The 14,434-nt window shown below is 43.0% G+C and carries 8 protein-coding genes; all 8 read left to right on the top strand.

All coding sequences use genetic code 11. The features are described from left to right. The first annotated feature begins 7 nt into the window (after positions 1-7). The 8 genes from COCH_RS05160 to COCH_RS05125 all read left to right on the top strand — a co-directional run bounded on the left by COCH_RS05160 (position 8) and on the right by COCH_RS05125 (position 14,321). The gene (locus tag COCH_RS05160; protein WP_015782237.1) at positions 8-1,192 is read left to right on the top strand and encodes a hypothetical protein; all 1,185 of its coding nucleotides are present in this window, start codon (positions 8-10) and stop codon (positions 1,190-1,192) included. A gap of 106 nt (positions 1,193-1,298) precedes the next feature. Further along, entirely contained in the window at positions 1,299-2,600 is a 1,302-nt protein-coding gene (rimO, locus tag COCH_RS05155; protein WP_015782236.1) for a 30S ribosomal protein S12 methylthiotransferase RimO, read from the top strand. Between the two features lie 27 nt (positions 2,601-2,627). Beyond that, complete coding sequence (gene pth / locus COCH_RS05150; protein ID WP_009417045.1) at positions 2,628-3,194, top strand: aminoacyl-tRNA hydrolase; 567 nt, start codon at positions 2,628-2,630, stop codon at positions 3,192-3,194. 81 nt (positions 3,195-3,275) lie between these two features. After that, positions 3,276-3,734: a CopD family protein gene (locus COCH_RS05145; RefSeq protein ID WP_015782235.1), complete on the top strand. Its 459-nt coding sequence runs from the start codon at positions 3,276-3,278 to the stop codon at positions 3,732-3,734. A 1,058-nt stretch (positions 3,735-4,792) separates the two neighbouring features. Beyond that, positions 4,793-8,077, top strand: coding sequence for a SusC/RagA family TonB-linked outer membrane protein (locus COCH_RS05140; RefSeq protein WP_015782234.1), 3,285 nt, complete (start codon positions 4,793-4,795; stop codon positions 8,075-8,077). A 12-nt stretch (positions 8,078-8,089) separates the two neighbouring features. Then, a complete protein-coding gene (locus COCH_RS05135) occupies positions 8,090-9,838 on the top strand; it encodes a RagB/SusD family nutrient uptake outer membrane protein (RefSeq protein ID WP_015782233.1) in 1,749 nt (582 codons plus the stop codon). A 24-nt stretch (positions 9,839-9,862) separates the two neighbouring features. Next, complete coding sequence (locus COCH_RS05130; RefSeq protein ID WP_015782232.1) at positions 9,863-12,616, top strand: SusC/RagA family TonB-linked outer membrane protein; 2,754 nt, start codon at positions 9,863-9,865, stop codon at positions 12,614-12,616. A 4-nt stretch (positions 12,617-12,620) separates the two neighbouring features. Further along, a complete protein-coding gene (locus COCH_RS05125) occupies positions 12,621-14,321 on the top strand; it encodes a RagB/SusD family nutrient uptake outer membrane protein (protein WP_015782231.1) in 1,701 nt (566 codons plus the stop codon). Positions 14,322-14,434 lie beyond the last annotated feature (113 nt).

Below are 14,434 nucleotides of genomic sequence, written 5' to 3'. Positions count from 1 at the left end.
TACCACTATGAAGAGATTTTTATTAAGCCTTTTGGCATTGACTACACTTGTAGGGTGTAACAGTAAGGACGACAACACTCCTACGCCTGCAAAGCCTCTATCGGAGCAACAGCAAGCTTATTTGCCTACTAAAAAAGTAAAACGTATAAGCTGTACTTATATTGATGAAGGTACTACAAGCAACACTAATAGTCCTAACAGTTATTTAGAAGCTGAATTATACAACCAAACGTATACTTTACGTACTGCCGAATACCTATACGAATACGACAATATGGGTAGAATCAACAAGGTTACCATAAAACAAGAAAGAAAACCTGAAGATGTAAGAACTTTTACCTATAAGGACTATTCGGTAATAATTACCGCTCCTTATGATACCGAAGTGAATGGTCAATACGATATTCAAGCGGTAGAGTATGGACTAAATGCAGCAGGTAATACACTTGGGTTTGGTATGTACAACGAAAAACAACAACTTAAAAGTGTAGGTGACGAGATTATTACTTGGGAGAATGACAATATTACCAAAATTATTAGCAAAGATGATAGAGAAGGAAATAAAATTCTCGAAACTGTCTTAACTTATTACAACAATGAGAATAAGAACAAATTTAACGTTTTTTCTTTTGATTTCAGTAGAGAAAGTAGAAGTTTTATGAATTATTTCGAAATGCCTATCGCTTTGATAATTGGTGCATCTCCTAAAAATTTGCCTAAGAAAGTAGTTATTCCCTCTTCTCGCTACAATGGAGAAATAGAAAACAAAATCATAGAACTTACTTACACTTTTGATAATGATGGTTTTGTGAAAAACATTAGCGAAAACGAGTATTTAAGAACTGGAACTTCAGTAGGAGCTTATTATCAAAATTCTTCTTATGGAGATATTGATGCTACAACTATGTCAAACACTTTGCAAGATCTTATGACTAAGATTGATAACGGAACAGTTACCGGTAAGAGTTATAAAATCATCAATAACAAACAAAATGAGCGTGTAATTCAATTTACCATTCCTATAAAAGTAGAGAAAGATAGCAATGGTAAACCACTCAACCTGATAGTAGATAAAATCTGTGAATATACTTTCAGATATATCACTGAAAATAATCAGAAAAAGTTATCACAAATAGAAATGAATATAACATTCAAACCTCATTTAGTAACCCATTACGAACTCAATTACTAATAGACTTCGAAAGCAGAAATCAAATTGTCCGCCCTCACTGTGTGAGGGCGGACAATTTGATAATTACTAAATTAGTCGTACTTTTGCCCCCTGAAACTAACAACAAATGCGAACAAGAAGTATAAAGAAAAACACTATAAACGTCGTAACCCTTGGGTGTTCTAAAAACGTGTATGACAGCGAAGTACTGATGGGGCAACTTAAAGCGGGTGGCAAAGAGGTGGTGCACGAGCAAAAGGGCAATATTGTGGTGATTAACACTTGTGGGTTTATCAACAATGCCAAAGAGGAGAGTATCAACACTATTTTGGACTATGTGCAACAGAAAGAAGCTGGATTGGTAGATAAGGTGTTTGTGATGGGGTGTCTCTCTGAACGCTATAAGCCCGATTTGGAGAAAGAAATCCCTGATGTAGACCAATACTTCGGTACTAGCGAACTGCCTGCCCTTTTGAAAGTACTCGGCGCCGACTATAAACACGAGCTCATAGGAGAGCGCCTCACTACTACCCCTAAGAACTACGCTTATCTGAAAATATCGGAAGGTTGCGATCGCCCTTGTAGCTTTTGTGCAATTCCACTAATGCGCGGGGCGCACCTATCGACCCCTATTGAAGCTCTTGTAACCGAAGCGGAGAAGTTGGCTGCCAAAGGGGTGAAAGAACTTATACTCATCGCCCAAGATATTACCTACTACGGTCTTGACCTCTACAAAAAGCGTGCTTTGGCTGACCTATTGCGTGCTCTTGTGAAAGTAGAAGGCATCGAGTGGATACGCATACACTATGCATTCCCTACCGGCTTCCCGATGGACGTATTGGAAGTGATGAAGACTGAACCTAAAATCTGCAACTATTTAGACATTCCGCTTCAACATATTTCTGACTCTATCCTCGCAAGTATGAAGCGCGGTACTACCCAAGCGAAGACTACTAAACTGCTGAAAAAGTTCCGCGAAGCAATACCCGAAATGGCTATACGCACTACCCTTATTGTGGGGTACCCAGGAGAAACGGAAGAAGACTTCCAGAAGCTGAAAGACTTTGTAAAAGAAATGCGCTTCGACCGTTTGGGTTGTTTTACTTACAGTCACGAGGAAAACACTACCGCCTATGCGCTCGAAGACGATGTGCCGGAAGAAGTAAAACTTGCACGTGCTAACGAGATTATGGAGATACAATCGCAAATATCGTGGGAGCTTAACCAAGAGAAAGTAGGAAAGACTTTCCGTTGTCTCATCGACCGCAAAGAGGGCAATTACTTTGTAGGTCGCACCGAATACGACTCGCCCGATGTAGACAACGAGGTGCTTATCGATGCTAAAAAACACTATGTAAAGATAGGTGATTTTACAGATATAAAGATTATCGAGGCTACCGATTACGATTTGTATGGAGAGCCGTGCTAATTCGCAAATTATTACTACCTTTGCACTATGAAGAAATATTTAATCGCCTGCCTCGGCAATATAGGGGCTGAATACGCCAACACTCGTCATAATATAGGATTCCTTGTAGCCGATACATTGGTGAAAGACCATAATGCTTCTTTTACTACTCAGAAGCTTGGTGACCTCGCCGAAATTAAAGTGAAAGGGCGTACCTTTATATTGTTGAAACCCTCCACGTATATGAACCTCAGTGGCAAAGCAGTACGCTACTGGATGGAAAAAGAAAACATTCCTTTGGAAAACCTCTTGGTCATTTGCGATGACCTAAATATCCCGTTTGGCACTATCCGTATCAAAGGCAAAGGTAGCGACGGGGGTCACAACGGACTTAAAGATATACAAGCCCAACTGAACACCCAACAATATGCGCGTTTGCGCTTTGGTATTAGCAGTAATTTTGAATCAGGCAGGCAAATAGACTATGTACTCGGCGAGTGGGCTCCCGAAGAGCAAACCCTCTTGCCTGAACGCCTACAGAAATCTGCCGAAGCCGTCCTTTCTTTTGGCTTAGCAGGGCTTAATATTACAATGAACACCTTTAATAACAAGTAAGAAATAGGAAATAGAATTTAGAATTTAGGAAATAGGAAGCGTACCCCCTATCCCCTGACCCCTGAAACCTGACCCCTAACTATGTATACACATCACCTTATTCTCATTCTGCACCTCATTGCTGCCACTATTTGGGTAGGCGGACACTTAGTATTGGCTATTGGCTTTTTGCCAAAGGCTCTTAAACGCAAAGATTTTAGCTTTATTGCAAATTTCGAGAAGACTTACGAGCCTATCGGAATGCCCTCACTTGCCGTATTAGTTATCACAGGTATTTTGATGGCTTACGACTACAATGCAGGTTTGAGTTCTTGGTTTTCTTTCGCTACTCCTATTGAGCGCGTAGTATCACTGAAACTCACTTGCTTGCTCACCTCTATTTGTTTTGCTATTTCGGCACAAACGCGCGTTTTGCCCAAACTGCGCAAAGGTCAGCTCAACAAGTTGCCCGAAATGGCGGTACATATCATCTGTGTTACCCTCATAGGGGTAGTAATGGTAGTACTGGGCAGTTTAGTAAAAATAGGGGGAATACAATAATATTAGAGGACTAACAAAGATTTCTCCGTTAGCCCTCTTTCTTTTAAGGTTTAAACGCGGATTGTTTCTCTTCAAACTTTCCGACTGGTTAAATTCTGCTTTTTCCCCTCTTAACTTTCCTTTTTCACTCACACCTAAGATTTTTAGCTGATTCCGATTACAAACCAATTGTCGAAGTCAGTTGTTATGGGTTACACCTGCTCTTTAAGTTGCATTTTTGTATCATAACAAAAAATCTCTCTTCTTTATACAGCTTCCTATCAGCTAAGCCCCCATTTCACCTCTTATCTTTTACCTTTTACCTCAACATACCCTTCCGAACCCCCTCAACTCTTTTCAATAAAGTCATTTATCTCATCTGACCTTCGTCCGGCACGTCCGAATCATCCGAGAACTCCATTCCCGCCCGTCGTGCTACGACTGCCCGTGCGGCTCGCTTCTAATTTGCTTATTTCCCTCCCCCGATTGGTATTAGTAACATTCTAAATTCAATCAATGTGCATTCGGTATTCGATTAATCTTCGGTTAGTCTCCATTGTAGACCCACTGTAGAGCCACTGTAGAGCCACTGTAGACCCACTCATCGTTCGTCTTACCTTTATCTTACCTTCGCTCTACCTCCTAAAAAACCTTGTCTTTCAACCTAATAACCGTCACTACTTTTTACTCACATACCCAGCTGTGCCCCCTCTCTGGCTTTACCTTTTACCTTTTTTACACCGTCAGGTCTACTTTCATTAAAAGACAATTTCGTGCGTTCGAACTATTTCCTAAATAACTCTTTCCCTTTCTTGCTAAATTTATTCTAAAACCTCTATTTGTTCATTTATTTTAAAATATGTAATATTGCACTTGTCAAAGAAAAAAGTATTTTGTTATAAACCTTTGATAAACACAATATAACAAATACCTAAACATTTCCTTTACTTTAATATTTCTTACAGTAGATAGAATTTGATAAATAAACGAAAAGAAATGATAACAACCCTTTAACTATAACACCCTACCTTTGCCCCATCGAAATAAGACATTTTCCATATAACTAAAATTCCAAAATTATGGATAGATTACATTCATACAAAACCAAACTACTGATGCTCGCTTGGCTGTTCGGGCTATGCGTAGGAGCACAATCCCTGTTTGCCCAAACAGTAAAAGGGAAAGTAGTTGATGAAGACAATATGCCTCTGATGGGTGCTACCGTATTGGAAGTAGGTACTAAAAACGGCGTAACCTCCGATTTCGACGGTAACTTCCAACTCAGCTTGAAGAACGGAAATGCTACCTTAGAGATATCCTTTATGGGATATAAGAGTACCAAAGTACAGGTGCAAAACCGCAACAGCATCACCGTAAAGCTATTGCCCGAAACCACCGAACTAAAAGAAGTGGTGGTGGTGGGGTATGGTACCCAAAAGAAGGAAACCGTAACAGGTGCTATTTCTTCTGTCAAAGGAAATAAACTCGTAGAAAATGCAGTTGCCAACGTCTCCAATGCGCTGGTTGGGCGTATGCCAGGGATTACTTCCACTCAGTCCAGTGGTGAGCCTGGTAGGAACGCTACTACCATTCGTATTCGCGGGGTGAGTACCTTCAATGCAAGTAGCCAAGAACCTTTGGTAGTGGTAGATGGTATCCAAAGCTCTATGAATGCCGTAAATGCGATGGACCCTTACGAAATTGAAAGTATTAACTTACTGAAAGACGCTTCGGCAACAGCTGTCTATGGTGTGAAAGGAGCTAATGGGGTGGTGGTAGTAACTACCAAAAGAGGTCGCTCTGGCGCTCCTAAGGTGAGTCTTACTTATAACTTTGGTATGAGTCAGCTGGCTACTCAGTTAGACCTGCTCAGTTCTTATGATTATGCGCGTTTCCGCAACGAAGCTATTCGCAATGACAACGACCCAAGTAACTTCGATAAGCTGTTCAGTGAAAGTGGTTTTCACAACGAGTTGTGGAAGTTCAAGAACAATCGCGACTATACGCCTCAAGAGGTGGAAGCGATGAACCTCACTCCTGAACAAAAACAAGCCCTGCTAAATAGCCCTGCGCTGTATTACACAAGTCATAACTATTTCAAAGAAGCTTTTGGCGGGGTATCTCCTCAAACGCAATTCAACCTAAACGTATCAGGGGGAAGTGAGAAAACGCGTTACTTTACTTCTTTGGGATATTTCTATCAAGGAGGTACTTTCAAAGAAACTAACTACCACAACGCCGATGTAAACTCTAAATATCAGCGTTACAACTTCCGCTCTAACTTCGATTTTGAACTTACCGATCGTACCAACCTCACGCTCGACCTTGCTGCTGTATCTTCAAAGGTAGGAGGTATTTTAGGTAGTGAGCAAGACGGCGATGTAAACAGCGAAACAGCCCGCAAAAAGTCGATGTTAGTGCATATCTTGGCTAATACGCCTTTTGCAGGTCCTGGTATTGTAGATGGACGTTTAATCGATGGATATGTAGATGGTGTAAATCCTTTAGTAGGCAAAGGAGGTACAGGTTATTCCGTATTGTCCAGTTTGCTCTGGCGACCTTACCTTACTACCTATCAAACCGACTTGAACCTAAACTTAAAACTGAAACACAAACTCGATTATATCACTCAGGGGCTTTCTATTTCAGGTACTTTTTCTTACAACGATTTGTATAGAAAAGGTGTGAAAAGAGAACGCTCTATCCCTTCGTATAGCGTAACTCGCAACCCTAAAAACCCTGCTGAACTACTCTTCTTTGGCGGCAGACTCAAACACACTACCCTTACCGACCGCTTTAAGTCAAGCAAGTGGCGTCGCCTTTATTTTGAAGTAGCTACTAACTACGACCGCTCTTTCGGAAAACACAATATCACTGCCTTACTTTTGGCTAACGGACAAAAAACGTATGACCCTGGTTTTGAGTTCAACGTACCTGCTGGTATTATGGGGCTCGCCGGTAGGGTTACTTACGATTACGACCGCCGTTATCTTATTGAAGGCAATATGGGGTATAATGGTACCGAAAACTTCGCTCCTGGCAAACGCTTCGGGTTCTTCCCTGCCTTCTCATTGGGTTGGGTAGTTACTAACGAAAAGTTCTTCCCTAAAAACAATATTCTCACCTATCTAAAACTGAGAGGTTCTTATGGCGAAGTAGGGAATGACCAAGTAGGTGGTCGCCGTTTTTTATACTTGCCAAGTACTTGGGGCTACGGCTATGAAGGCTACCGCAACGATGGTTATGGTGCAGGAGGTTACTATTTCGGCAGTAGTGATGGTACTACCAAAGACCCTTTCTATACTGGTGCTTGGGAAACGCGTGTTGGGAACCCCAATGTTACTTGGGAACGCGCCAAAAAAAGCAATGCAGGTATCGACTTGAATATGTTTAAAGATAGGCTTACCATCAATGCCGATGTATTCCAAGAAAAACGCGATAACATCTTGTGGAACAGAGGTACAGTGCCTGGTATTGTAGGTTCTGACCTTCCTGCGAGCAATATAGGTAAAGTAACCAATAAAGGTTATGAAGTACAAGTGCACTGGGGCGACAAGATAGGCGAGTTTACTTATGGCATCGGGGGGAATGTATCCTATGCCAAAAACAAAATAGACTACCGCGATGAGCCTAACAATCCTCACCCTTGGATGAATGAAACAGGCTATTCTATCGGGCAGTACAGAGGTTATCTCACCAATGGTTTCTACAACACTTGGCAAGAGGTAATGCAACGCCCTTATTCGCGTTTTGATGGCAATAAAGTGCAACCTGGTGATCTCCGTTATGTAGATGTGAATGGCGATGGCGTTATCGACGAGAAAGACCGCGTGCCTATTGGTTATGCAAACTTCCCTCGCTATACTTTTGGGGCAAACCTCAATGTAGGTTACAAAGGATTTGAAATATCAGTGTTATTCACCGGTACAGCACAAGGTTCTATGCCTTTGGATTTCTATACGCGCAACCCTTTCTATATGGGTACAGGGGCTGCTTTCCAACATCAGTACGACGGACGTTGGACTCCCGAAAAAGCTCAAAACGGCATTACCCCTACTTTCCCACGTGCTTCTATGCGCACCGGTGATAATATCAACGGCTTGTTTAGCGACTTCTGGTTGCTCTCTACCGACCATATCAAGCTGAAAAACATAGAAGTAAGTTATCTTTTGCAAAAGAAAATGTGGTTGGATAAAGCAGGTATCTCATCGGTGAAACTATCGGTGAGTGGTAACAACCTCTATACGTGGTCTAAAATGCACGATGGTTACGACCCCGAACAACAAGATTCTAACGGCGCTGCCTCTGGATATCTCTACCCTATGACCCGCACTTATAGCGTAGGGCTCAACGTTCAATTTTAAAAAATACAACCAATGAAAAAGCTCATTTATACCACCTTAATTCTCGTCTTTTTCTCACAAGTATTTTCTTGTAAGTTAGAAGACCACTTCCTCGAAAAGAGTTTAGGAAGCGATGTGAATGTCGATTCTATCTTTTCGAGCAAACAGAAATCTCTCTCGGCTATTGCCCAAGCCTACGCGATGAGCCTGCAATCGGGTATTACTTTGCGTTACGACAATGGGCGCATTAGCGGACTGAAAGCGGGAACGCTCTCTCACCTATCGGGAGAGGTGAACGATGTGAAATTCAGTTGGGAAGACACCTATAAAATTCAACGTTCTGGAATGGTAGCCAGCGACTCCGATGGCAAAGCATTGAGTTCCGATGGTTTCGTGTTCAACTACCAATCTATCCGTCAGTGCTATTTGGTGATTGAGAATATCGATAAAGTCCCCGATCTTACTGAGGTACAAAAGAAAAGTATCAAAGCCGAAATGTATACCCTCATCGCCTACCGATATGAGGAGATGTTCAAACGTTACGGCGGGGTGCCTATTATAGAAGGTACACTTTCAGTAGATTCCGACCTGAATATTCCTCGCGCTACTTTGCGCGCTACCTTAAACCATATTATTGCCCTTTGCAACAAAGCTATTAGCGACCTGCCCGATAGCTACAATGCTTCGGAAAAAGGACGTGTAACCAAAGGTATCCCAATGTGTATCAAAGCCGAAGCATTGATGTACGCCGCGCGTCCGCTGTTCAATAGCAATATGCCTTATATGAGTTTGGGCGGCAATAACAACCTGATTTGTTTTGGTACACAAGACGCTTCGTTGTGGCAACAAGCCATAGAGGCTAATGAGCAAGTGATACGTTGGGCAACTGCCAATGGTTATCAAATCATCAATACGGGCAACCCTTTAGCCGATTACGGTACAGCAGTAGCAACCCCTAACAACCGAGAAGTACTCCTCGCCTTTAAATCACAAAGTTTTATAGAGGCTTATAACCCTCACAGCCAACCAGGAGGGGCAAATTCTATGAGTTACTTGCAACTTACCCAATACTACAAAACTGATGGTACCAACCAAACGTGGACGGGTGAAAACTGGGAAAGCTACGCAACTTATGTGAACAAGTGCAATGAGTTAGAAGCCCGTTTTAAAGCCTCAGCAGCGATTGCAGGGCAACAAGCGTGGAACAACCCTAGTTCGCATTACTGGTCGAGTGAGACTTTGGCAAATGCCTCTACTTGGGAAAAGAGAGCAGGCAGTGAAGGCGCAGGACGCCGTGTGAAATTCTTCTATATGGCTGATACCCGCGATTGGTTTGAATTCCCTTTGTACCGTTTGGCTGAGTTCTATTTGAATCTCGCCGAAGCCTATAACGAAGCAGGTAATCCTGCTCAGGCTTTGCAAAACCTAAATGTTATCCGCTCGCGTGCAGGGCTACCCAATGTTACTGAAACAGGACAAGACGTTTTGCGCAAACTCGTGCAAAGAGAGTGGGCGGTAGAGTTCTATGAAGAAAATCACCGTTATTTCGATGTAAAACACTGGAAACTCACCGATATTGCCAATGGTATCATTGGAGGGGAAAAGAAAGGAGTAGTTTTTGAGTACGCCCCAGGAAAATCGGAAGGGTGGAATGCGTGGGATTACGCTTCTTATGCTGTGAAACCTGTCTATACAGGGTATTGGGACAACAGTCAGTACTTAGAGCCTTTCCCTCAATCGGAAGTGAACAAAGGCTACTTGATACAAAACCCTGGGTACTAATAACCAATTAATAAAACAACTGAAATGAAATATAAACATAACATATTATTTTGTAGCCTTGTGGGCTGTATGCTTTGGGCAGGTGCTATGCAGGCACAAAGCCCTCTGAACGTACCCGAAGAATTGTCTACGCTTTCTACCTCATCAGTAAAAGGAGAACAACTCTTGAAAATGCCCACAACGAACTTTACCAACAGTTTGTTTGGGTTGCTACCTGGACTCACTGTATTGCAAGGCGGAGGAATGGACAATGCCAGCCTAAATATCCGCGGGTTAGGTTCGTACAACTACCCTTCGGTTACCTATTTTATCGATGGTTACCAAAGTGATTTTATACTGCTATCGCCTTCCGAAATCGAGTCGATTACAGTTTTGAAAGATGCGGCTGCCTTAGCACCTTTTGGTATGAAAGGCGCGCACGGCATCGTGTGGATTACCACCAAACGCGGAGCAGAAGGCAAGCCTGTGGTAGGGGTAGATTTCCAAACAGGCGTACAAATGCCTACGGTACTGAGCAAACCGCTATCGGCTACCGAGTATGCTCAGCTATACAACGAGGCTTACAGTAACGATGCAGGTGCTTGGACAAGCTTTTACAATATCCCTAACGATGTGAAATACAACATCGATTGGTATGACAAAGTGCTCAAAAAGTCGGCTTTGTTTGATAGGCAAGATGTGAGCATACGCGGAGGCTCGGCTACTACTAAGTATTTTGTGCTATTAGGGCACGCCGGCAATAGTGGTTTGTATGCCTCTAAGAACGACGATTCGCATTCCAGCGGAAGGTTCGACCAATATCTCGTAAAGGCAAATTTAGATTTCAGTATGCTCAAAATATTTGAAGGAAATGTAAATATCAACGGACGTATAGAAGACCGTAAATCGCCTAATTACAACGAGTATAAGCTCTGGCAAAACTTGGCGAGCTACCCTAATATCATTTATCCAGCGCAAAACCCCAATGGGTCGTTCCCTGGTACAGCCATCCACCCCGATAACCCTTACGCTTCTATCCGAGCCTTAGGTATCAAAACCCTACACGACCGCACTTTAGGGGCTAATTTCAACCTAAAAGAGAAATTAGACTTCATCACCCCTGGGTTGTACATACAACAAGGCGTATCGCTCAGTTCGTGGACACGAGGTACGCGCATTGTAAGTAGAGATTACACTCGTATGTTCAATGGGGCAGCACAAACCACTCATCGCGATAGCAACTACAAAGTAGACGACGACTGGGGTACCAACCAATGGAACCGTTTGCAGTTGCTGTTGGGTGCAGGTTATGCCCGTGAATTTGGGCAAAACACTTTCCAAACAGCGGTAAACTACCTTCAATACGTTTATAATATAGACGACAATCTCAACGGCAAAGCAGGCTTGAACAACAACTACGCCTATCAGAACATTGGCGGACGTGTGTTCTACGATTGGAACAAACGCGTATCGGCTGAATTTGGTTTTGCCTTCGGTGGATCGGATAACTACAAGAAAGGCAATCAGTTTGGTTTTTATCACGCCCTTTCAGCAGCCTATCAGGTTTTCAACGAGCAACACCCTTCGGCGAATGCCAATATCAATCGGTTGAAATTGCGCGCTTCGGTAGGTACTACGGGTAACGATGTCTACAACGAAGGTCGCTACTTATACGAACGTTATTACGGTTCTTACGGAGGAGGCGGTTTTGCCACAGGAAACGACGATCCGTCGTGGCATAGTGCTATCGGACTAAAATACGTACCTAATGAGCGTATTTTTGCCGAAAAAGCCTATAAGTACAACATAGGCGTGAAAGCTAAATTCTTTAACAAATGGGACGTGATGATAGAGGCTTTCCTCAACAAACACGAAGGTATTATCACCCCTGATTACAGTATTTCGGATATCTTTGGGGCTACCCCTCCCTATAAAAATATAGGAAAGGTAACTAACCGAGGTTTTGAAGTGAGTACGCTCTACAGCAATGCAGCAGGAAAACTCACTTATAGTATAGGCGCTAATGCTTCGTATGCTAAAAACAAAATAGATTATATGGCTGAGTACGATGCTAGCAGCGAGAGTTCAGCTCAAACAGGCAGACCTATCGGCACACGCTTTGGCTATGAAGCTACGGGCTTTTACGACATAAACGATTTTGACAGCAATGGCAACCTGCTACCTTCACTCCCTAAACCTTCCTTTGGAAACGTTGCCCCTGGTGATGTGAAATACCGCGACCTAAATGGTGACAACCGTATAGACCCTGCCGATAAAACCGAAATAGGCAAAAGCTACCTCCCTACACTCACTTATGCTGGTACAATCAACCTCGGTTACGAAGGATTTGACCTTGGAGTGCTTGTGCAAGGAGTACAAGGCAGAGAGGTGAATTTATTAGACGATGCACGCCAAAAAACAGTTGCTTTCGAGAACAATGGCAATGTGTATGCTATCGCCAAAAACCGCTGGGCTTACTATCCTGCACAAGGCATCGATACCCGTAGTAGCGCCCAGTACCCACGTTTGTCGTTATTGAGTAACAACAATAACACCCAGCCTTCCACCTTGTGGATAAAGAAAGCTAATTACCTAAGAGTACGCTACATAGAGTTAGGTTACAGCGTTCCTAAACGAATGCTCGACGAGATAGGCGTTAGCAAATTGCGCATTTACGTAAATGCCGCCAATTTGTTTACTTTCTCATCACTGCTTACCGATTACGACTTAGACCCCGAAGTGTTATCGGGTTACCCTGCCCTCAAATCGGTTACTATGGGTGTGTCTTTAAAGTTTTAAACAAATGAACTACCGAAAATATATCGCTATGTTAAAGAGTAATAAACCGAGCAGAACAATCTTTGCAGTGAGCTGCATTGCGCTGATGAGTACACTCATCGGGTGTAATGTGTTAGACACCAAAGAAGATATTTACGATACCGACGAGCAGATAAAAACCAATTACCAAGTGTTGTACGACTTTGGTTATGCTGCCTATACGCGTTTGCAAAACCGCTTTGATGCCATCGATGGCAATCTATTTGCGGCAGTGAGCGACGAGGCTGAATATACGCTTTCGCCTTCAAACACTCAAGTTTTTAACGAAGGAAGCTGGAATAGCACCAACAACCCCGATAATACCTATGCTTACAACTACGAAGGCATACAAGCGGCTACTTATTTCTTGGAAAAATTTCCTAACTATGCTTCTTTCTTAAAGCAGAACCGCAACCTTATCACTCAAAACGACATCAACAACTACAATCGCGATGTGAAGAGCATACGGGCTTTACGATTTGAAAACCGCGTGTTGCGTGCTTATTTCTATTTCGAACTACTGAAACGCTATGGAGGTGTGCCTCTTGTAAAAACAACGCTTTCCGCCGATAGTAACACGCATTTACCCCGCAACACAGTGGACGAGGTAGTGAACTATATCGTAAGTGAAATCGATGCTTCCAAAGATAGCTTGATTACCAATTGGGGAAGAGATTTTGATATTGGCTTAGACGGGCGTATTACCAAAGGCGCTGCCTTAGCCCTTAAATCCAGAGTGTTACTCTATGCGGCAAGTCCGTTGTACAACCCCACCAACGATGTGAACAAGTGGAAAGCAGCTGCCGAGGCTGCCAATGAGCTCCTCAGCTTAAATCTCTACAGCCTCGATAATAGCTACCGCGATTTGTTCCTTGGTGACAGAAGTGCCAAAAGCTCAGAAACCATTTTGGCAATTCGCCAAAGTGCCACCAATGATTTAGAAAGGAAAAACTACCCTATTGGCAGTGCAGGAGGTAATAGTGGCATCACGCCTTCACATAATTTGGTAAGTGCTTATGAGTACAAAGGTGCTCCTGACCCTAATGATATATACGCCAATCGCGACCCTCGACTCGGCTATACGATAGTAACCAACAACAGCCAATGGAACGGACGCACGATAGAAATATACGCAGGTGGTGCTGACAACTACAACGCCAAAAACGCTTCACGCACAGGCTACTACCTCAAAAAGTTTTTGAACGACAACCTCGATTTAGTGCAAGACGAGAAAAGACTCCGCTCTTGGGTAGTTTTCCGTTTGGCTGAAATTTACCTCAACTATGCCGAGGCGATGAACGAAGCCTACGGACCCGATGCTAACAACGGTTATGCACTCACTGCCAAAGAGGCTATCAATTTGGTGAGAGGTAGAACGGGTGTGGAAATGCCTGCGATTACTACAGCATCAAAAGAAGAGTTCAGAGAGAAAGTAAAACACGAACGCCGTATAGAACTCGTCTTTGAAGAACACCGCTATTGGGATTTGCGCCGTTGGAAAGACGCTAATACCGTGCTCAATGAGCCACTTACGGGAGTGCAAGCTACCAAAAACGGCAATCATTTTAGCTATCAAGTAAAAGAAGTAGAAAAGCGCACTTTTACCGAAAAGATGTATTACTACCCTATTCCTCATAGCGAAATCAATAAATCTAATGGAATTGTAAAACAAAACCCAGGTTGGTAGTGTGAGCCACACGGGCGATTAGTCCTCGAACTACCGAAGGGGACAAGCTGAAAAAAAGAATATAAATAATTAGTATAAAACCTCATCGCTTTTGCGGATTCCCTCCCCCTCCC

The organism is Capnocytophaga ochracea DSM 7271 (assembly GCF_000023285.1).
GTDB classification, from domain to species: Bacteria; Bacteroidota; Bacteroidia; order Flavobacteriales; family Flavobacteriaceae; genus Capnocytophaga; species Capnocytophaga ochracea.
Note: the sequence above shows the minus strand (reverse complement) of the source record. Positions and strands in the feature narration are given on the sequence as shown.

Bases quoted from the DNA above. Each gene is read 5' to 3' on its own strand.
- COCH_RS05160 (WP_015782237.1), top strand. From the start codon at position 8: ATGAAGAGATTTTTATTAAGCCTTTTGGCATTGACTACACTTGTAGGG.
- rimO (WP_015782236.1), top strand. From the start codon at position 1,299: ATGCGAACAAGAAGTATAAAGAAAAACACTATAAACGTCGTAACCCTT.
- pth (WP_009417045.1), top strand. From the start codon at position 2,628: ATGAAGAAATATTTAATCGCCTGCCTCGGCAATATAGGGGCTGAATAC.
- COCH_RS05145 (WP_015782235.1), top strand. From the start codon at position 3,276: ATGTATACACATCACCTTATTCTCATTCTGCACCTCATTGCTGCCACT.
- COCH_RS05140 (WP_015782234.1), top strand. From the start codon at position 4,793: ATGGATAGATTACATTCATACAAAACCAAACTACTGATGCTCGCTTGG.
- COCH_RS05135 (WP_015782233.1), top strand. From the start codon at position 8,090: ATGAAAAAGCTCATTTATACCACCTTAATTCTCGTCTTTTTCTCACAA.
- COCH_RS05130 (WP_015782232.1), top strand. From the start codon at position 9,863: ATGAAATATAAACATAACATATTATTTTGTAGCCTTGTGGGCTGTATG.
- COCH_RS05125 (WP_015782231.1), top strand. From the start codon at position 12,621: ATGAACTACCGAAAATATATCGCTATGTTAAAGAGTAATAAACCGAGC.